Origin of the sequence: Paraburkholderia fynbosensis, from assembly GCF_902859935.1 — a bacterium.
Lineage (GTDB): Bacteria > Pseudomonadota > Gammaproteobacteria > Burkholderiales > Burkholderiaceae > Paraburkholderia > Paraburkholderia fynbosensis.
Window position 1 is genome coordinate 1 of the sequence record NZ_CADIKI010000037.1, and the last position, 20,095, is coordinate 20,095.

General features: G+C 59.2%; 15 protein-coding genes and 5 pseudogenes. 6 read left to right on the forward strand and 14 right to left on the reverse strand.

Features of this window, described 5'->3' with window-relative positions; genetic code table 11:
* A partial coding sequence (locus tag HV770_RS36050; protein ID WP_246291541.1) for a glycosyl hydrolase occupies nucleotides 1-355 on the forward strand: 355 nt, incomplete at its 5' end.
* Nucleotides 356-1,470: 1,115 nt separating this feature from the next.
* Here HV770_RS36050 and HV770_RS39985 read toward each other — a convergent pair.
* The 3 genes and pseudogenes from HV770_RS39985 to HV770_RS36060 all read right to left on the reverse strand — a co-directional run.
* Nucleotides 1,471-1,596 (reverse strand): annotated as a pseudogene (locus tag HV770_RS39985) (hypothetical protein); the annotation flags it as partial.
* Nucleotides 1,565-1,840, reverse strand: a complete 276-nt coding sequence (locus tag HV770_RS36055) for a cache domain-containing protein (protein ID WP_425497552.1) — start codon at nucleotides 1,838-1,840, stop codon at nucleotides 1,565-1,567. The pseudogene HV770_RS39985 and the gene HV770_RS36055, both read right to left, overlap by 32 nt.
* Before the next feature lie 652 nt (nucleotides 1,841-2,492).
* On the reverse strand, nucleotides 2,493-3,641 hold the full coding sequence (locus HV770_RS36060; protein WP_425497553.1) for a porin: 1,149 nt from the start codon (nucleotides 3,639-3,641) through the stop codon (nucleotides 2,493-2,495).
* A gap of 793 nt (nucleotides 3,642-4,434) precedes the next feature.
* Between HV770_RS36060 and HV770_RS36065 the strand changes: the two are divergent.
* A pseudogene (locus HV770_RS36065) lies at nucleotides 4,435-5,619 on the forward strand (IS1182 family transposase); the annotation flags it as partial.
* A pseudogene (locus HV770_RS36070) lies at nucleotides 5,616-5,813 on the forward strand (DDE-type integrase/transposase/recombinase); the annotation flags it as partial. The pseudogenes HV770_RS36065 and HV770_RS36070, both read left to right, overlap by 4 nt.
* 56 nt (nucleotides 5,814-5,869) lie before the next feature.
* Here the strand turns inward: HV770_RS36070 and HV770_RS36075 are convergent.
* The 6 genes and pseudogenes from HV770_RS36075 to HV770_RS36100 form a co-directional block, all read right to left on the reverse strand.
* Nucleotides 5,870-5,983: pseudogene (locus tag HV770_RS36075) on the reverse strand (IS6 family transposase); the annotation flags it as partial.
* A 129-nt stretch (nucleotides 5,984-6,112) separates the two neighbouring features.
* Entirely contained in the window at nucleotides 6,113-6,754 is a 642-nt protein-coding gene (locus HV770_RS36080; RefSeq protein ID WP_175166207.1) for an ANTAR domain-containing response regulator, read from the reverse strand.
* 16 nt (nucleotides 6,755-6,770) lie between these two features.
* Nucleotides 6,771-7,907: a transporter substrate-binding domain-containing protein gene (locus HV770_RS36085; protein WP_175166208.1), complete on the reverse strand. Its 1,137-nt coding sequence runs from the start codon at nucleotides 7,905-7,907 to the stop codon at nucleotides 6,771-6,773.
* Between the two features lie 114 nt (nucleotides 7,908-8,021).
* Nucleotides 8,022-9,755, reverse strand: a complete 1,734-nt coding sequence (locus tag HV770_RS36090; protein WP_175166209.1) for a nitric oxide reductase activation protein NorD — start codon at nucleotides 9,753-9,755, stop codon at nucleotides 8,022-8,024.
* A gap of 5 nt (nucleotides 9,756-9,760) precedes the next feature.
* Nucleotides 9,761-10,570, reverse strand: a complete 810-nt coding sequence (locus tag HV770_RS36095; protein ID WP_175166210.1) for a CbbQ/NirQ/NorQ/GpvN family protein — start codon at nucleotides 10,568-10,570, stop codon at nucleotides 9,761-9,763.
* A 70-nt stretch (nucleotides 10,571-10,640) separates the two neighbouring features.
* Nucleotides 10,641-11,678: an aliphatic amidase gene (locus HV770_RS36100; RefSeq protein WP_175166211.1), complete on the reverse strand. Its 1,038-nt coding sequence runs from the start codon at nucleotides 11,676-11,678 to the stop codon at nucleotides 10,641-10,643.
* A gap of 415 nt (nucleotides 11,679-12,093) precedes the next feature.
* Between HV770_RS36100 and HV770_RS36105 the strand changes: the two genes are divergently transcribed.
* The 3 genes from HV770_RS36105 to HV770_RS36115 all read left to right on the forward strand — a co-directional run bounded on the left by HV770_RS36105 (nucleotide 12,094) and on the right by HV770_RS36115 (nucleotide 15,803).
* Nucleotides 12,094-13,422 carry a purine-cytosine permease family protein gene (locus tag HV770_RS36105; protein ID WP_175166212.1) on the forward strand — a complete coding sequence of 443 codons (1,329 nt, stop codon included), beginning with the start codon at nucleotides 12,094-12,096 and terminating at the stop codon, nucleotides 13,420-13,422.
* Nucleotides 13,423-13,503: 81 nt separating this feature from the next.
* On the forward strand, nucleotides 13,504-14,520 hold the full coding sequence (locus HV770_RS36110) for an alpha/beta fold hydrolase (RefSeq protein WP_175166213.1): 1,017 nt from the start codon (nucleotides 13,504-13,506) through the stop codon (nucleotides 14,518-14,520).
* A gap of 125 nt (nucleotides 14,521-14,645) precedes the next feature.
* Nucleotides 14,646-15,803, forward strand: coding sequence for a porin (locus tag HV770_RS36115; RefSeq protein ID WP_175166214.1), 1,158 nt, complete (start codon nucleotides 14,646-14,648; stop codon nucleotides 15,801-15,803).
* Between the two features lie 147 nt (nucleotides 15,804-15,950).
* On the opposite strand, the gene HV770_RS36120 is transcribed toward HV770_RS36115, so the two are convergent.
* The 5 genes and pseudogenes from HV770_RS36120 to HV770_RS36135 all read right to left on the reverse strand — a co-directional run bounded on the left by HV770_RS36120 (nucleotide 15,951) and on the right by HV770_RS36135 (nucleotide 20,081).
* Nucleotides 15,951-16,613, reverse strand: coding sequence for an IS6 family transposase (locus tag HV770_RS36120; RefSeq protein ID WP_425497554.1), 663 nt, complete (start codon nucleotides 16,611-16,613; stop codon nucleotides 15,951-15,953).
* 469 nt (nucleotides 16,614-17,082) lie between these two features.
* The gene (locus HV770_RS36125; protein ID WP_175166215.1) at nucleotides 17,083-17,607 is read right to left on the reverse strand and encodes a PRC-barrel domain-containing protein; all 525 of its coding nucleotides are present in this window, start codon (nucleotides 17,605-17,607) and stop codon (nucleotides 17,083-17,085) included.
* A gap of 330 nt (nucleotides 17,608-17,937) precedes the next feature.
* A pseudogene (locus HV770_RS39215) lies at nucleotides 17,938-18,145 on the reverse strand (IS3-like element ISBvi4 family transposase); the annotation flags it as partial.
* Nucleotides 18,142-19,788, reverse strand: coding sequence for a glycoside hydrolase family 32 protein (locus tag HV770_RS36130; protein ID WP_175166216.1), 1,647 nt, complete (start codon nucleotides 19,786-19,788; stop codon nucleotides 18,142-18,144). The pseudogene HV770_RS39215 and the gene HV770_RS36130, both read right to left, overlap by 4 nt.
* Nucleotides 19,789-19,829: 41 nt before the next feature.
* Nucleotides 19,830-20,081 (reverse strand): GntR family transcriptional regulator, encoded by a 252-nt coding sequence (locus tag HV770_RS36135; protein WP_175166217.1) that lies wholly within the window; start codon nucleotides 20,079-20,081, stop codon nucleotides 19,830-19,832.
* Between the last annotated feature and the right edge of the window lie 14 nt (nucleotides 20,082-20,095).

Here is a 20,095-nt window from a genome sequence, read left to right on the forward strand (position 1 = left end):
GACCGACATCATTCAGTTGCATTGGTACTCTGACGGTGGTGATCCTGAGAACACGTGGGGCGTGACGGGCACGAACTACAACGTTCTGAAGTCCTTGCACGATGCATACAATCTCCCGATCATGTTCACGGAGCTCGGCGTCAACACCGACTTCACCACCGCACAAGCACAGGAGTACATCGCCAAGACGATTCCTGAACTCGTCGCGGCCAAAGCCACGTACAACGTGATCGGCTTCAACTGGTACGAACTGTACGATGACCCGACCGGCAATTACGGCATTCTGACGAGCAGCGCCGGGCAGAAGCCGATTTATACGGCCATCAAACAGGCCGTCGCTGCGGCGGCCAAGTAAGCAGGGCCATGGTCCGGTTGTGCGCGGGCGGCGCAACCGGATTGAATGATAGGGGTAAGCCGTTCGCAGGGCTCCGTCGAAATACTGATGTTCTAGTGAGGCACGCGTGCTTGAACGGCTACATTGTCCGCAGGAAATGAACCTGACCTGAGTGCGCTAGTACATCGCCTATCCGCTTGGCTTGCGTCATCTCGATGAATGGAATGTACGCGTCCCGCCCGTGAGCGTGAGAACAAAGGAAGTTGGATCCTCACGGGCCAACGCCATCGATGTGCCGACGTGGAAAACATGAGTCCTCGCAAGTAACCGGAGTACTCGTGAACCGGCAGATCAGACGGGCGCAGTCTTTTAGTACCCGTTACGCCGGCGCGTTCCTGCGACCAACCGGTCGGTGACAGACACGACGCTGTTATTCGAATGCAGGTCAATTCCGCTATATTTCATTACACCCTCCCTCCGGTTAAAGCTGTTGGCAAACTCACGTTTTAAGTCCGAAGCTTCCATCACCGCAGTCTATCTGGCTGCAACAAGCTGGATAGAGTGCAGCCATCCATCCGTCCGTCACACCACAGGAAAAGCCAGGCGCAAAAGGAACGCGTTCATATTAGAAACGATGACCGAACATGGGATTGCGGTCGATCATTCGACATCGACGATGTGTACCACTTGCCTGCGGATTTCATGGTCCAGGACGAACGTGCGAGGCTTCGACCTCGTGGGGCGGGCGTTGGCCGGTGACAACTTTCCTTCGTTCTACGGCTGGCGAGAATGTTGGCATGCTTCGCGTTGTCCGAGTGTTGCGTTACGGTAGACGTAAGTTGCTCCATACTGGCCGCCGTCTGCTCGAGGGAGGCGGCCTGCTCTTCGGTCCGCTGTGAAAGCTCCAGGTTGCCGGCAGCGATCTGGCTGCTCGCAGTGGCAATCGAGTCCGCTGAGACCTTGATGGCACTCATCGTGCTGGTGAGCTGGTCCCGCATGCGCTTCATCGCGTACAAAAGACTGCTTCTATCGTGGCGGGCCGTTTCAACGACCATTGACAGGTCGTTATGGCAATCCGCGCCGCGATTTCGCTGCATATTCGAGCTCGCCACCTAGTGAGCGGCGCAGACCACGGTTCACGTAAACAACCACTGCAGCGAGAATGATGCCCGCGAAGGCAAGAATGATGGTGCCTGATACAGGGACCTGATGAATGCCGCATCAATGTCGTCAATGCAGGCGCCCGTAAGCAAGGTCCAACCCCACGGCTTGTATGCCGCCGCGTACGATAACTTCGGTGCATCGTCCTGGGACGCCGGGCTTCGGCCAAACGTACGTCAGAAATCCGCGGCCTTCCGCTTGGGCAAGCCTGACGCCATCGGCCCACATATAGACGCCATTTTTGTCATGCACGTCCCTGGCGCTCTTGTTCTCCATCTTCGGCATAAAGGCATGCATCAGGATATTCGTCAGCATCCGTGATCGTAAAGTAGCCGGATTCACCATAGCGCATGGCGCGGACCCTCTCGAGCGCTCCTTCTGAGCATCGGTCGGCTCGTCCTGCCGGCTGCGGCCTGGTCCGCGTAGTCCTTAACCACGCCAAGAGCACTGTCCGTGACCTGCTTGAGCGCCGCCTGGCGTTCCGTGAAACGTATCGTGCTCATTTGATATGCGTTGAAAGCGGATAGTGCGACCAGACACAGCAATCTCGCGACAAGGGGAATCCAAAGCCGCTTGCTGAAAGATAGTTTCCACACTCAAATTCCCCGTTTAACTGGAATTCTTGGTTGAATATGGTCCACGGTGGCTTACGGCTCGCTAAGCTGGCTTATGGCCCAGCATTTTCGAACCGCAGGCGTCAAAATTGACGCACGGCGCTAGCGGTTACTGGGCACCCCAGGTACCAGCCAGATTAGACGTAAAGCTGAAAAAAGCCCGTCCAAACGGACGGGCCAAAATATTTCCTCGGGGAAAGTCGCGCGGTCGCAAGCATCAGCGGCCTCTCGCTTCGCCTTTACTGGACCATAGACACCTTTTCGTCTGGACCCGGGACGACGGTCCCGACACATCTGGAGGCACCCATTCTGAATGGAGCGGGCCCAGATGAATCTGTGCAGAGGTTAATTCGCTGGCGCAACCGGTTCCGCTTGAGGGCTCCTTAGAACCGTGTGCGCATCCCCACCGTCGCCACCACCTGATTGGCGGTCGAGGATGCACCACCCGCGGTATTGATGAATGCGACGAACTGGTTGCCGATCGCGTGCTGGTACATTGCTTCCGCGTAGACATCGGTGCGCTTCGACAGCGAGTACACCGCCTGGGCGTTGACCTGATTCCACTTCGGATCAGCGCCGTACGTCGTCGTGCCGTTCAGGTGAGCGTCGGTGTAGGTGTCGGTGATACCGAGGCTGACGGCCCGTGTCAGTGCATATTTTGCGTTCAGTTCGTAGTTATCGAAACGCATCGAGCCATTGTTCAGGCCAAACGAATTGGTGCCCTGGAAATGGCTGTTCGTATAGACGAAGCCGACCACCGCCGGGCCGAAGGAGTAGTTCAAGCCTGCGCCGAACGTGCGCTGGACGTTCGACCCGAGCGCGAAGCCGCCAGTGCCGTTCGCGGTCGATTCCTTGAGGTCCACGGTGCCAGGTGCGGTGTTGTCGGTGCCGCCGGACGAGCCGTTGATCTGCAGGTAGCCCGCGGCGACATTCAACGGACCATGGCTATAGCTTGCACCGGCGCTGTAAGCACGGTTAACGGCGAAACTTGTGCTGTTCGAAAACGCGTACATGCCGCCGAAGTTCAGCCCCGCATAGTTGTTGCTCATGTACTTGACGGCATTGCTGAAGCGCAACGAGTGGTTCAGGTTGTCGTTGTCGAACGGGTGAGCAAAACCCGTGTCGCCGAACGTGCCGGCCGTACCGGACAGAGGAGCCACGAAGTCGACCAGCGAGTCGTATTGACGACCCACTGTCACCGTGCCGAACTGGCTGCTGCTCAGGCCAACATAGGCCTGACGACCAAACATCCGGCTGTCCTGGCCGAGCTTGCCGTTTTGCACGTTGAAACCATTCTCGAGCACGAAAATCGCCTTCAGGCCACCACCGAGATTTTCTGCGCCGCGCAGGCCGAACCGGCTGCCATTGATGTTGCCACTCGTTGCCTGAAACAGGGCACCCTGCCCCTTGACGTTGTTGGTATACATCAGGCCGGCGTCAATCAGGCCGTAAAGCGTGACCGAACTCTGTGCGTGGGCGGCCGATGCGGCAAGTGCTGCGGAGATGGCGACAGCGACGGGGATCTTTTTCAGAGACTTCATTAACAGCTCCAGCGTGTAGGAATGGAAAAACACCGCGCCGCGAGTATAAGAGTGCAGATGAAGATCTCGCGCATGGGGCGGCGCAAGGTTCTGTTCCACATTACTGCGACAACCGTCATAAATCTGCAACGATTCAGGCGTGGTACCGGGTGGCTAAGCGCAGCAATGCCGCCTCCCGATTCTTGAGCGGGTGTTTACGTTGCATTCAAGCAACGCCATAGCATCGCGTTGACTAGGCGTTCTCTCGCCACCGTATAAGCGCTGTTGCACAGAGGGCTGGCCGGCGGCCCGCATTTCTTGCATCGTCGATGTGCCACGAGAGAGGCGTCGATGCGTCAACAGCCCCGCCAATGCATCGCGTACGTGATCGGACCGGTTATACACCGTTCATGTTGAGCCCCGTGGGTAGCCCGCGCGACGTCGACACAGAGGCCTCTGAAAGGCCCCTCTGCCTGCGACGTGCCGCTGCAAGCGCCCGGCATCACCCCGTCTTCACAGAAAACCTGTGGGCATGCATACCGCTACCAGAGCGAGTCTCGTAAATCGGCATTGGGCTCATCGGATACTCGCAGAATCGTCGTTGAATAGCATCTGAAATACGCGAATGCGACACAACGACCTTCGTTTATCTCGCAAGTGGCGCGGACCGTGGTGTGAACGACCGGTATGGCGCGACGTTGGGACATTTTAGGAAAGCAACTGAGAGGCAGTAGCGGGTCCAGCCTGTGCGAAAACGCACGCTGATCGCCTAAACTGAAGTAACGCATTCAGGTCGGGCGGGCACATGAAGCGATTCGTTGAAGGCGAAGACCGTAAGCAAGCTGTTTTGCTGGGAGGACTATGTGTCCGACGACAATCCAGTGCGCGTTGTCGACGTCTTTGTCGATGAGCTCGATCTTCATGATCTCGGCTTTGACGGAACCGCTCCAGCAACGACGGGACGCCCCTCATATCATCCATCTGTACTGGTAAAGATTTACATCTTCGGTTACCTGAGCCGCATTGAGTCGAGTCGGCGTCTGCAGCGTGAGACTCAACGCAACATTGAGCTCATGCGGCTAACAGGGCGCCTCTCACCGGATTCCAAGACTATTGCCGACTTTCGCCGTGACAACAGCGAAGCGATCCGCAATGTATGCCGGCAATTCATCGTGTTGTGCCGTAACCTTGACCTGTTCTCAAAGACGATTGTGGCGATTGACGGCAGCAAGTTCAAAGCCGTCCACAATCGTGATCGCAATTTCACGAGTGGTAAGGTCCAGGCACGCATGCAGCGGATTGGTGAGAGCATCGCGCGTTACCTTGCGGCAATGGAGACAGCGGACCGGACGCAATCCGATGTCGCCGAGGCGAAGACGAGCCGTATCGGCGACAAGATCAAGAAGCCCAGGCAGCAGATGCAAGACCTCAAGGCAATGGAGCAGCGACTGCGCGCCGCACCCGATGGACAGGTCTCGCTGACTGATCCGGACGCGCGCTCCATGGCCACCAGCGGTCGGGGAACACGGATGGTTGGCTACAACGTTCAGACCGCCGTTGACGTCACGTCGCATCTGATCGTGGCACATGAGGTTACGAATCTTGGCAATGATTGCAACCAGTTATCGACCATGGCCGGGCAGGCGCGAGCGGCTACCCGCATCGAAAATCTGACCGTTGTTGCTGACCTGGGTCATTTCAAGGGCGAAGAAATCCTGAAATGCGATGAGGCGGGTATTGCGGCGTTCGTTCCGAAACCAATGACGTCGGGCAGTAAGGCGGATGGGTACTTCGGCAAGCAGGACTTTGTCTACGTTGCCGAAGATGATGAGTACCGTTGCCCCGCGCAACAGCGGCTCACCTGGCGCGTCACAAACATCGAGCACGGGATGACGCTGCATTGCCACTCGAGTTCGGCTTGTGCTACCTGCGCAATCAGAAAGCAATGCACATCGGGAAGCAGGCCCGCCGGATAAAGCGCTGGGAGCACTGAACAACATCGTCGAGCAGGGTCATCGGGCGATCAAACGACGAACCAGGCCCATGATGGGCTTCAAGGTTTTCCGGTGTGCCCGCATCATCCTTTCACGCATTGAGACGATGCATATGATCAGGAACGGCCAGATGAAGGACAGCGGCGTCCCCCGAGCCGCCGGCGATCAATTCTATTCGTTTGTGGCGTAAGGAGTCCTTGTCATTGCGGAACTTTTTTGCCTTGCCAATCTTATCGCGACACAACCGTAGGCCACATACCACCGCACACACAGCAGGATCACGTCCAGCGGATAGTGCAGGCGTTTGAGTACATTCGCTACGCCAGCAGGCAGGGCTTTTCTCGCAGTCGCAGTCCGCATTCTTCATATCACGCTTCACTTCAGGAAAATATCCGCCTGGATTTTACTCCCGCATCCGTAGCGCGACACAACCGCATAACGCGCGGCCGACGGCGACACGCGTCGCACCAACAACGTGACAATACCCTCTCACCTGCCAAACGACAGGATGTCGTTCGCGTTGATGATCGCCGACGCGATCTCTTCGACCGTCATGCGTTTGGCCATCGCCTGCTCTCGGATGATCCGGTAGGCCTCGGTCTTGTCCACGCCCCGCTGCCGGCAAAGGATATCCTGTGCGTCGGCGATCTTGCGAGCACCGCCAAGCTTTTCCTCGAGCCGCAGGACGCGCCTCTTCAGCTTTTTCGTGTGCGCGCCGATTTCGCGCCCAACGACGAGCGCGCTCAACAAGCCGAACGAACGGATCGGCGAAGCGACGACTGCCTTCGCGCCGATACGCAATACCGCCTCGATGACGGTCGGATTCTCGTAATTGATGACGGCAATCGACGGCGGAGCGTCTTCGGCCGCGCACCAGTCGTAGGCGAGATTGAGCATGTCGGGGAAAAGAGCGACGAAGACCACCTCGCTGCCTTCCGGCGGCGCCGGCAACGGCGGCCAGAAAGCCTGCACCTGGCAGCCTATGCGTTGAAGTTGCTGCGTCAGCTGTGCGCCGTCATGATCGTTCGGGTGGAAAACGCAGACGCGCAGCGAGCGAAGATCCCTGAGGAGATGAGAAACAGGCCTGACCCGCTCGGGCTCGCCCAGAGAACGCTTGACTTCGTCGCTCATGCCATGCTCTCCAACATCATCGGGCTGACCAGTCGCCAAGTGCGTGCGCAACGAGGTAGGGGTCGGGCCGCACCGCTGCCCCCGCTTCCTGCTCGATGGTGAATTCCCCCCTTCGATCGACTCGGCCGATGCGTGGATGCAGCCACGTATGATGCGTCGAAGCATCGACGCGCACCCGTCCCTGTGGCGCGTCGAATTCGCTGCCGAGCAATTGGGGCATCAACGCTTCGATGTCGGCGCTGCCGGCCGCACGCATCGCGCGAGCCATCAGATGAACCTGAAAGTACGCTGCCTCCCAACTGGCGTTAGGAATCACTTCGGGCCCGAATGCTTGCGCGAATTTCTCCACGCACGCGTAATTGGCCTCCGACCCGATCGAGCGGAAATAGGGTGCGGCCGTAATATGGCCACAGGCAATTTCCGCTCCCATCTGCGCGACCTCGACTTCGGACGTGGTCAGGCTCGCGATTGGCATGGTTGTCGGATCGAAACCTGCGCGTGCGTAGGCGCGATAGAAGTGCTGGGTCGCGCTGCCGACCACCGTCGAAAATATGAAATCCGGACGCGTCTTGCCGATGTCTTCGATGACATCGGCGAAATCCATCTCGGTCGCACCAAGACGAACGTAGCGCTCACCTAATTTCGCGCCACCCGGCCGCTGCATGACAAGGTCGGACATAATGCGATTCGACTCGTACGGGTAGATGTAATTCGATCCGACCATATACACACGCGGGCCGAACTGCGACGTCATGAAGTTGGCCAGTTGCACGCTGTTCTGGTTCGGCGCAGCGCCGGTATAGATGAGGTTCTCCGAAAATTCGAAACCCTCGTAGAGCGTCGCGTAGAAGAGCAAGCGGTTCCAGCGTTCGACGATCGGCAATACGGCCTTGCGTGTGCTCGACATATAGCAGCCGAAGATCACCGGCACGTCATCTTCGAGAATGAGCCTCTCGGCAAGCGCCCGGTACCTCACAGGATCGGACTGCGGGTCGTAGCGGATCGGCACCACTTCGCGTCCGTCGATGCCACCCGCGTCGTTGATCTCGCGTATCGCGAACAGAGTTGCATAGAGTTGCGACAATTCAATTGCCGACGTGACGCCGGTTTCGGAATACAACACGCCTACTTTTATTGGCTCTGTCTGTGTCACAGTCGTATGCGCCCTTGTTCGGTATATCGGAGTCGGGCGAAGAAGGCCAAGGCTCCATCCTACTTCGCCAAAAAAAACAGGGAACGCGGCCCGCCCTCGTGCCGCGCGGTCCAACTATCCCACCAGATTTTCAAGCAGCCGGCCGATCTGAACGGGCAGATTCGTCGCGCGTTCCATGACCATGTAGCGCTGCCGTCCAAAGATCGTCCGCACATAGCGGCGGGCATCGCGATCGAGCGCAAAACAGAAGATCAGGATGCCGCGCGACGACAGCCCGGCAACCGCGTGACGGGCATCTTCGACCAGATGCGACGAGTCGTGAACGTCGATGTCGGACGGTTCGCCGTCCGAGACGAGAATCAGCACTTTGGCGTCGGTCGTCTCACTGTCGAGGCACGTAGCGGCGTGCCGTATCGCGGCGCCCATGCGGGTCGAGAACTCGCCGCGCTGTGCCTGAAGCCTGTGCCGCTCCACTGTGCCGAAAGGCTCATCGAAGTCCTTGATGCGGGTATAGCGTACCTCGTGCCGGCCATTCGATGCAAAGCCGTGCAGTGCAAGTCGGTTCGGCGTCGGACCGAGCGCCGTAGCGATCCTCGTCGCCGCCTCTTTCTCGATGTCGAGCATGGACGGCTCGCCAGCCCTGGCACGATCGTTGGTCGACTCGGAAAGATCGAGCAACAGGAGCACCGACATGCTCGGACGCCTGCGGTGCTTGCGTTGAAACACCCGCTCGTCGCCGGGAACGCATGCGCGCCGCCTGATCTCAGCGTCGATCAGCGCGCTCAGATCGAGGTCGTCGCCGTCGAACTGCCTGCGCAGTCGTTGCGCGGGTTCCTGCCACCAGGGCGGCGGTGCCCGCCGCGATGAGGCGCTGCGCACCGCATGACCGGAGGCTTGTGCCGGCGCACGGTCGAACACGCTCGTCCATTCGGCGAATTCGGCGCCCACGCGCGCGTGCCATTCGGGGTATCGATGGCAGCGTACCTCGTCGGCTTCCAACGATGCGTGGCCGTTCTTCGCGGCTTCGTCGTTCGACCGGTGCTGCAACGCAGACTCGCCGGCGACGTTCGTTTGCGCCGGCTCGGGCTTTGCTGGCGCGGACTGTTCGTCTGAACGCCAGAGATAGGCGTTGTCGTCCCGGTAGGCCGGCTCGACGTAGTACGTCGACAAATCGAACCGCACACGCATCTGCGCGAGATCGACGGCCAGTATGCTGGCGACTTCGTCATACGCACCCGCATCGTCGGGACGCCCGGCAAGTTCCTCGACGAGATCGCGACCTTTCCTGATCCAGTGATTCGGGTCGTCATAGCCGGGGTCATGCAACGTGCGCGCCAGGCGGGCGGCAAGCGAGGAGAAGCTCATCACACCCGCGTCAGCGCGGATCGTATGAAAGCCGCCCCACAGCCGGTGCAGCCCGGGGTACTCGCGCATCAGCAACCGCTCGACGCGCGCGTCTTCGATCAACGATGCGACAGCGATCCACAGTGCGCCGCGTTTGCCGACCGGCGACGCAGGCCGCGAATAGCGCAGGTGTGCGAGCGCGTGGGCGACCGAAGCCTGATACAGATGTGTCGCGGCAAAGCGATCGGCCGACAGCGTTGCCGGTGGCACCTTGATCACCCCGGCGCCGATCGACGCACGGACCGGCAATACCGCTTCCTCCCGCGCAGCGAGTACTTCGATCTTCAAGCCGCTTGCCACGTCACTGATATCGCCGGCATGCCCGAAGCCCGTCGCATAGTGCCCGAGCATGCGCTGCACGGGTTCGAACAACGCGACATGGCGCTCCCGCAGTCCCGCCGCGGCACCCTGCGCTTCGTCGCCGTCCTTCAGAACGTCCGGCATCGTCATCACGGTCCAAACTGCGCGGTCACGAATCCGTCGAGCGCAGTGCGCAATTCGTCGTCGTCGGTAATCGGACGCGTCATCGCGAGTTCGCAGGCCGCGCGTGCTGCGATACCGCCGCGTATCAGGGCCCCTGCATGGACGAGCATGCGCGTCGAGATGCCTTCGGCGAGGCCCCGCAAGCGCAGCAGGCGCGACTGCCCGGCGATCCGCACCAGCTTCGCCGCGGTATCGCGATCCACCTTGCCTTCGTGGGCGACGATGTCGGTTTCGACCGCTTCGTCGGAGTAGTGAAATTCGATCGCACCGAAGCGTTGCCGTGTCGACGGCTTCATGTCTTTGCCGAAGCCCTGATAACCGGGGTTATACGACACGACGAGCTGGAAGTCCGGATGGGCGCGCACGAGTTCGCCGCGCTTGTCCAGCGGCAGGATGCGCCGGTCGTCGGTGAGCGGGTGAATGACGACGAGCGTGTCCGAGCGCGCTTCGACAACCTCGTCGAGATAGCAGATCGCGCCATGCCGGGCGGCGATCGTCAGCGGTCCGTCGTGCCACGACGTGCCGCTGCCGTTCAACAGATAGCGCCCCGTCAGGTCCGACGCGCTCATGTCCTCGTTGCACGCAACAGTGACGAGCGGCTTGCCCAGGCGCCACGCCATATGCTCGACGAAGCGCGTCTTGCCGCAACCGGTCGGACCCTTGAGGATCATCGGCATGCGCTGCGAATAGGCGGCGTCAAAGAGTTCGGTTTCCTGCCCGACGGAGCGGTAGTACGGTTCATGTTCGATCCGGTACTGAGCGAGCATTTCGTGCATTGGCATCGTCCTCGTGAGTTTGCGCGCCGCGCTTAAGCCGGTGCGCGGCTGCGACGGCGCGCGATGGGTGTTACCGGTGCGCAGGCTCACTGTGCGGAATGCCCTCGATCGGGCATTCCGGCGTGCCGGGCAGCGAGCGCGTGAGCGCCTCGACCTGTCGGCGCGCGCCCTCCGGATCGTTGACCCATTTGCCGTAGAACTCGAACGGGCAGGCGGCCACGCCATGCATGTCCTCGCCGGAATTGATCTTGCCCGTGTAGCCGCGATGCAGCAGCTTATAGAGGTGGTTCTGCGATTGCATGTTCCGGCGGGCGTCACGTAGCAAGCTCGTCGACAATTCAGCGTACTGGATGCCCATTTCCTCGGTCCCGCATTCGCCGAGTGAGCGTCCGTCGAAACCGACGATTGCCGAATGACCGAAGTACGAGTACACGCCGTCGAAGCCGGTCGCATTCGCTACCGCGACATAGACGTTGTTCATCCACGCCATTGTCTTCGCCACCATCACCTGCTGCTCCTTGGCCGGATACATGTAGCCCTGGCAGCGCACGATCAGTTCAGCGCCGCGCATCGCGCAATCGCGCCAGATCTCCGGATAGTTGCCGTCGTCGCAAATGATGAGGCTGATCTTCATGCCCTTCGGCCCTTCCGACACATACGTGCAATCACCCGGATACCAGCCTTCAATCGGCGTCCATGGCATGATCTTGCGATACTTCTGCACGATCTCGCCGTGGTTGTTCATCAGTATCAGCGTGTTGTACGGCGCCTTCTTCGGATGTTCCTCGTGCTGCTCGCCCGTCAGCGAGAAGACGCCCCACACGTTGGCTTTCCGACAGGCCGCACTGAAGATTTCCGTTTCCGCGCCGGGCACCGTAGATGCCGTTTCATACATTTCCTTCGCGTCATACATGATGCCGTGCGTCGAATATTCGGGGAAGATGACCAGGTCCATCCCTGGCAGCCCCTGCTTCATTCCGACTACCATGTCCGCGATCTTGCGCGCGTTGTCGAGCACTTCCGCCTTAGTATGCAGCCGGGGCATCTTGTAGTTGACGACGGCTACGCCGACGCAGTCGTTGCTGCTGGAAATATCACCGTGTCGCATTGCTTCTCTCCTGTTTCGATATGAAACGCACGAACAAAAAAAAAGCCCGAACGGACGCGAAGGTCCGGTCGGGCTCTATTGCCTTTGCGACTCGCCGGCGATGTTGGCGGCGAGTGCGAAACCGTAAATGTACGGGCGAATGCTAGATGGCGTGCATACGCTTGTCAAGTGTATGCGCGAGCGGTTCTATCGAGCCGCCACATTGATTGGCTTCCTCGACTCTAAAAGGGCTTGACAGACTATTTTTTCCGAAAGAATCTAATAACGTCATTCTTATCCGCGATGCGTCAACAGCGACGATACAGCGGGGGCAACAGAGCCCACCAGACAGCCCGAAAAGGCGTCTGGTGGGTTTTTTTTTGGTCAAGGCTAGGGCTTGCCTGATGGCAGCTCAGCTTCACTTGGAAAGAACGTCATGTCACCTCCACAATCCGCAGGCGCCGGCAGCGAAGCGGCGCTTGACCACGTACTCGGCCAAGAGTACGAACACACACCGGTCCCGAATGTGGCGCGACGCAGCGTCATGTCGCTCGCGACCGTGTGGATCAGTTTTCCGATGATCATTACGAGTGCAATGACGGGCTCCATCCTCGTCGCAGGGATGGGTTTTAGCCGTGCGCTCACCGCGATGGTGATTGGCAACTTATTGATGTTCGCTTACGTTGGCTTGCTCGGTGGCCTGGGAGCGAAGCATGGACTCAACTTCGCGCTGCTGGCGAGCCGCGTGTTTGGACGCAAAGGCTACGCTTTGGCCTCGGGCCTGCTTTCGAGCCTGCTGCTCGGCTGGTATGCGGTACAGACCGGCATTACCGGCAATCTCATTCACTCGTCTTTTGGCACAGGCTATCTCGTCATGACGCTTATCGCGGGTTTGCTCTATCTCGCGGTGACGTTCGTCGGAATCCGCGGGCTGCACTGGCTCGGCATGGTTTCGGTGCCGCTCTTTCTTATCCTGGGGACGTGGGTGGCGGTCGATGCCGGCGGACATGCGGGATGGGACACCGTGTTCAGCTACAGCGGCACTAACCCGGCATCGTCGATGGCATTCGGTGTCGGGTTGACGATCGTGATCAGTCTGTTCGTCGATGCGGGCACCGTCTCGGCGGACTTCAATCGCTGGGCGAAGAACGGTCGCGATTCGTGGATTGCCACGTTCACCGCTTTTCCGTTTGCCAACTGCTACGCGATGCTGATGGGCGGCATCATGACCGCGGGCATCGCCTTGCCGGCTCCGCAACCGTTCGGCATGGACAACATGTTCGGCTACATGCTGAACCAACACCAGACATGGCTGAGCACGGTTGCGGTCGTATTCCTCTTCTGCAGCCTGGGCTCGGTTTGCGCTCACTGTCTATATAACTCCGCCGTCGGCTGGTCGCGGATCGTCGGCGTCAAGATGCGCACGGCCGCGGTCATACTTGCCGCGATCGGCATTGCCGTAGCCGCAACCAACGTTTGGGCGCTGTTCATTCCCTGGCTCTCTCTGCTGGGCATCATTGTTCCGCCGATCGGCGCCATCGTAATGGTTGACCAGTACCTCGCGCGCCCAGGCGCGGGCATAGACCACCAGTGGCGCGCTCAGGCATTCGCCGCTTGGGCGATTGGATCAGTGGCGGCGTATGTTGTCGAAAAACGCTTTCCCGAATTTTCCACTGCCGTGTCGGCATTCGTCATCAGCGCCGTTGTCTATGGATTGATCGCGCAGTTCTCGAAGGCAGCAAGCATCGCTGCCGATCGCGCCTGACGATCAACGCCCGGACAACGTTTACACCGGCGCGTGCCCGCGCGTCCATATCCATGTATCTTCACTGAGGATTGCTTCATCGTGTCCGATTACAACATCTTTTCTCTCGGCGACATCGTCCTGCAAAGCGGCATGCGGATTCCCGACGCCAAGGTCGCCTACAAGACCTACGGGACTCTGAACGCCGCGAAAGACAACGTGATTGTCTACCCGACGTGGTATTCGGGCCAGCACTATGAAAACGAATGGCTGATCGGCGAGGACAAGGCGCTGGATCCGACCAGGTACTTCATCATCGTGCCGAACATGTTCTGCAATGGTCTCTCGTCGTCGCCGAGCAACACGCCTGCTCCCTACGGCAAAGCGCGCTTCCCGAATGTGACCGCGTACGACAATGTGCGCATGCAATGGCGGCTCGTCACGGAGTTGTTCGGTATCGAGAAGATCGCTCTTGTTACGGGCTGGTCGATGGGCGCATTGCAGACATTCCATTGGGGTGCAATGTATCCGGAGATGGTCGAGCGAATCCTGCCGTTCCAAGGCTCTTCGAAGTGCTCGCGTCACAACTTCGTGTTCCTGGAGGGAGTCAAGGCGGCGCTCACCGTCGATGCCGCTTTCAGTGACGGCTGGTACGACGCTCAGCCCGACAAGGGCTTGCGTGCGGCCGCGCGCGTTTATGCGGGATGGGGATTGTCGCAAACGTTCTATCGGGAAAAGCTCGATCTCGAGAAGCTTGGCTACTCCTCTCTTGAAGACTTTCTGGTCGGTTTCTGGGAGGGTTGGCTGTTGTCGAAGGACGCCAACAATCTGCTCGGCATGCTGTGGACCTGGCAGTACGGCGACATCAGCAATAACGAAATGTATCAAGGCGACTTCGTGAAGGCGCTTTCGTCGATTCGTGCCAAGGCGATTGTCATGCCTTGCAAGACCGACCTTTACTTCCCGCCGGAAGACAGCGAATTTGAAGTCAGGCACATGCCGAATGCGGAGCTCCGCGTGGTCGATTCGATCTGGGGGCACTTTGCCGGCGGCCCTGGTACGAGCCCCGTCGACATCGAAGTGCTCGACAAGGCACTACGCGAACTGCTCGAACGCTGAAGCCCAACGCTGAGAACGCCGCGCGCCACTAGAAACGCGGTGGAATGGCGGGGCGAACAATCTGCAAATCACCAGACCACAGCGATCTCATTTATATGGGATCACTACCCATTTAAACAACAATCATGTTTATCAAAAGAAAGCATTTGGCAGCGGCAGCCGTTGCGAGCGCAGTCGTATCGGTCGCTCATGCGCAGAGTAGCGTGACGCTGTATGGCGTGCTGGACGAAAGCGTTCAGTTCACCAACAGCGGAAAGAGCCCGAACGGCAAAGCAGGCCCCGTGTGGGGACTGGGTAATTCCGCCAACAATACGACAGTTTGGGGCATCAAGGGCAGCGAGGATCTTGGCGGCGGCATGCATGCCATCTTCGATCTGGAAAGCGGATTCAACCTCGGAAACGGCGCTAGCACCAATAGCGGCGACATGTTTTCACGGCAGTCATGGGTCGGCGTCAAGGATGACCGCTGGGGCACATTGACACTCGGCAAGCAGTACAGCCCGGTCACGAACTACTTATGTCCCGTATCGGCGTACTGCACGTTTGGCGGCAACACCTCGGCACACGTCTACGACAACGACACAGTCGGCGGAAGCTATACGGTCAGCAACTCGGTGACATACGAAAGTCCGGTTATTGCCGGTTGGCATTTCGGGAGCATGTACGCCTTTTCCAATGCGGCTGGCCAGTTTCAAAACAACCGTCTTGTGAGCGCCGGCACCGCGTATGACTACGGTCCATTCCACTTCGCGGCGGCTTATATGGACGCAGACAATCTGGTGAGCGCAAACAACAGTTTGGGTGCCGTAAATGCGGGAATGGGGTACACCATCGCTGCAGGCGACCAGACCATCTGGGGCGGCGGTGCCCGCGCCGACATCGGAGCCGGAACGGTCGGCTTGCTGTATACGCATTCCACTTACCTCGCACTCGCAAGCGGCAATTCGCTCGATGTCCGCGCCGGCGACGATCTCCGCTTTGATAACTACAGCGTTTATGGCAAATACCCGCTCACGCACGCACTGAGCGTTGGCGCCGGCTACACGTTCACGACTGAGCACCTTTCCGGCGCGACGAGCGCAACCCTGCACAATCAGCAGGTCACGATGGAGGTCGACTACGGCTTGAGCAGGCGGACGCTGCTGTACACCGAGGCTGCCTATCAACACGTCTCCGGGGGTAATGGCCTAAGCCTTTCCTACGCGGAAATAACGGACACAGGCATTCAATCGGGCACCAATAGCCAGACGCAGGTTAGTGTGGGTATTCGCCACAACTTCTGAGCCACACCACTTCTCGGTATTCCCACGTTGTCGGCCGGTTCATGGAAACGCGGCGACAACTGGGGTCGTCGGAGCAATCCGTGGGTGATTTTGAGGGTTTTGTCGCGGTAAGGGCAAGATGGTGAACAAACGGCAGTATAAGTCGGATTACTTAGCTGCCAGTGAGTAAAACTGCTGGGCACGAGTGTATCCGATGCCACGGTCTTGCATTTGGCCCTTGGCGATCATGTGCATGAGCTCGATGCCGCTTAACAGGATTCGGCCGCAACGAAAACTCTTGAAGCCGAGCATAGGTCGTGCACGTCGCTTGATCGCCCGATGATCTTGCTCGATAACATTGTTCAGATACTTGTTCTGGCGAATCTTGATCGGTGTTTCACGCTCCGCGTTGAGGGTATCCAGCGCGGCCAGTTTCGCACCGCTTTTATCGATTGTCACCGTCTCGGGTTCGCCGTTTTGCTCGATTGACTTTTCGAAGTAGCGCCTCGCCGTGGGCTTGTCACGATGGGCACGCAGCAGAAAATCCACCGTGTTACCCTCCTTGTCGACTGCGCGGTACAAATACTTCCACTGGCCTCGGACCTTGATATACGTTTCTTCCATTCGCCAGCTCCGACCGACGGATTTCTTGTGGCGACGAAAGGTCTTCTCCAGTACCGGCAACACCTTGATGGCCCAGCGGTGCACAGTTGAATGGTCGACTGAGATTGCGCGCTCCGGCATCATCTCTTCCAGGTGTCGAAGGCTCAGCGGATACGCCACATACCAGCGGACACACGTCAGAATCACGTCGACCCGAACGTGTTTCAATCGTGCGTATCGTACATGCGGCGCAGGATTGGTGGGCACTGCCTGAAGTGCAATGAAGCTCTCAGCATGACGAGAGAAGCAAGCTTTGCTTCCGGCGTTCTCAGCCTTAGAGCCTACGAGCCCCGACCAAAGGTTAAAACAAGGTACGCCGCAAATATACTGCAGAGCATAAACGCGTACCTTGCTCTTCGTCGCCTTCCAAGCTGCTGCCATCGCGTGCGTCCCTCACGCGCTTTTCGTTACTACGCGCGGACGTCTCTCCAGCAGATGGATGTCTCCAGCAGATTTCCGTCGAGAGCTTCGAGATAAAAAGCCCCGATGTGAGCCTCACCGAGGCTTTGAAGCCGACCGGCAACTCGCAGTCCAGAGTTTTTCCGCCAGCAGCGTCAGAACTCGCCATTTTGCGCGGCGGTTGGCCTTACTTCCGAGACGAAGCGTCTACTTCCGCGCGACATAGGCGTCGCCGATGTTAAAGTTTGACGTCCCCTCGCTCAGGCGACGCAGGCGAATCCCCAACGCTTTCACCAATCCGCATATCGCCGCGCTCGTCGACGGGTAGTTCAGTGCGGCTTCGCCAGTATGGCTTGCTGCGATAGTATGCATGCACCGTGGCGGCCCAGTTCGGATCGGCCATCGCCGGCCAGTTATCCTTGTCGAAGCCCGGTGCATTCCTGATCTGCTCGGACGATGCCGACAGCACAAAACGTTCGCGCGACGTGTCGAGGGTCAGCATCGCCCAAGGGATCGCGAGTAGCTTGCCGCCGATACCGAGAAAGCCGCCGCTTGCCAGCACCGCGTACGCTATACGACCGGCGCGCACGTCGAGCATGATCTCCTTGATCTTGCCAACGTCGTCGCCGTCCGCGCTCAGGACGGTATTGCCGTGCAGCGTTGCGGCAGCCATGACATCTCGGGCCGGCCCGTCGGCCGGATGGGCGCTCGTGCGGGTGATCTGTGCTCCGCCTTCGTGGGCGGACTGAGGGGTCGGATTCATGATAACGCTCCTTATTTAATAATGGATGTAGGAAATGACGTGACGCACTCGTCACGGCGATCCGCATCCAAGGTGGCACGAGCCCGCCGTTATTTTTTCGGGCAGGTCATTGAGCAGATCGACGATCTCGTGATTCGCGCTTTTGCCACGTGCCGATCCGCAAAGATTCCCGGGTGTCGCCGGAGATCTGGCGCCGCCGAATGTTTTCTAAACATCCGACCGGAATTCCTGTGCAGGTTGATGCCAGCTGCCCGCGCAACTGGTGAGACGGTTTCAGTACAGCATCAGGCATGCCCGAGTTCCAGCTCACCCGCACGGGACGAGGAATGCCTTCCGGGCGCCGAGTACTTCGGCAACGAGGTATGGTTCCTGTTGTGCTCGCAACGACAGCGCCGCGTTTGCGCCACGCATAATAGCGGCTCACGGAAATGCCCAGCAGGCTGTACGGTGGCACCGGGTAGTCGTGTCGCTTCTTTTCAATCACGCCGTGCCTTACCGTGATTCCTTAACGATGCACATCACGAATTCTATCGGCTAGCGCCGAGGCCCCTCACGGTGCGGCGCAGCAAGATCGGTAATCGCGATGTCGGAAAAGGTGGCTTCGCCGTCGTCGGCGAACACCGAAACCCGGTTGTCGGTTTGCGCCGGAAAGATAAGATCGGTGATGACAGTGCGGCCGTCGCCGGCGAATACTTCCACCGAATTCCTGTCGACTATTACCGTGAGGCGCAACTTGCCGTTTTCCAGCGGCAGGTTGACGATGTGCTGCTTGCTGAACGCGTTCGAGAAATCGGTTACGCCAGACCTCGAACGGTCGAGCGTCAAAGTCCCGCGGGTGGTGTCGTAGAAGATCCGGGTGCCGGTCTCGCCGTTCTCCGAGCCGCGTACGATGAGACCCGCGCGTCGTGCCGAACCCGGACTCAGGGTCACCGTGATGTTCTGCACGATGCCTCGCGTCGACGCAGCGAATTGCCGCGTCGCCGACGAGACGGCAAACGCATTCACGCGCGTGGTCGAATCCTCACCCAGCAGGCGCGCGTATTGTTCCACTGGGGCGAATATCAGTTGCGGCTGCCCGTCCACCGTCTTTAGCGCGAGCAGACGAGGTAGCGCCATCGCGCCCTTCCATGGCGTAGTGGGTATCTGGCTTGCGTAGTCCCAGTTGCTCATCCACCCGATCATGACTGCCTCGCCGCCAGGCGAGTTGGCGAATGTCCCGGCCGCATAGTAGTCGGCGCCATGGTCGAGCCACTGATAGCGCGCGGGATCAGAACCCGCAGGCGCGACATGCTCCGGCGTGAACGTCTTGCCGTCGAAATTCCCTACGAAATACATCGCACCGGATCCGCCGGCAATCGACCACGGATTGACGTTGACGATCATCACCCACTTCTGATTCCGGCTATCGCCATCGAGAGGAAGCGCAAACAGGTCCGGCATTTCCCACAGCGCGCCGCGATTGGGGAAATCGGGAAGACTGAAGTCGCTGAGAAATGCCCAGTCGATCAGGTTGTTCGAGCGGTAGATCTTGACGACGTGCGCGTCTGCGACGACAGTGGTCATCAGCCAGTAACCTCCTGGCGCGTACCACGAAACTTTCGGATCACGAAAGTTTTTCGATTCCGGGTCGAGAGTCAATACGGGATTGCGCGGGTATTGATGCCATGTCTGACCGTCATCGATGCTGTATGCAAGCGACTGAGCTTGCGTGCCCTGGGGGTGCCCGGACCCTGTCTTATAAGCGCTCGTGTAAAGCGCCACCAATGGCGACGAATTCGCCGGGCCTAACCCGGAACTGTTATGCGCATCCACGACGATCGAGCCGGAAAAGATCTCCTCGCGTTCGTTCGCGTGCATGGCAACCGGCTGCTCGTCCCAGTGAAGGAGGTCGCGACTGGTGGCATGTCCCCACGACATGTCGCCCCAGACGTTGCCGTTCGGGTTGTACTGATAGAACAGGTGGTAAAGGCCCTTGTAATACACCAGCCCATTGGGATCGTTCATCCAGTTGCGCTGCGGCGTGTAGTGAAGCGCCGATCTCCACTGCGTGGTGCCGGTATTGTCCGCTCCGACCGATGCGGAGGGCGCCGCGCACGCCGTGGCTGACATGGTCAGCGCCGTGAACAACCATGCCGACAGCGCACGCGGAAAGGGAATGAAGGAACGTTGCAAATCATGCATTGAGTGGTCTGTTTCTGTCGTGGGCAAAGCGGGCAGACCGTTCAGGACAACGGCCGCAGAACAACTGTGCCGCGCCTTGTGTCGCCCGTGGTCAACCCGCGACGCGCCGTTTCGCGCATCGCGCGGTTCACTGTATTCACGTGCAGGCCAAGGAAGTCGGCGAGCATGCGCTGCGACGGCAAGCGGTCGCCCGCTTTGAAGCCTCCGGCGCGTATCGCCGTTTCGAGTTCATCCGCTACGGCGAGATACGCGGGGCCGCCGTGCGCGGACAGATCGGGAATCCACCTGCTCATGCCGCCTCGCTCAT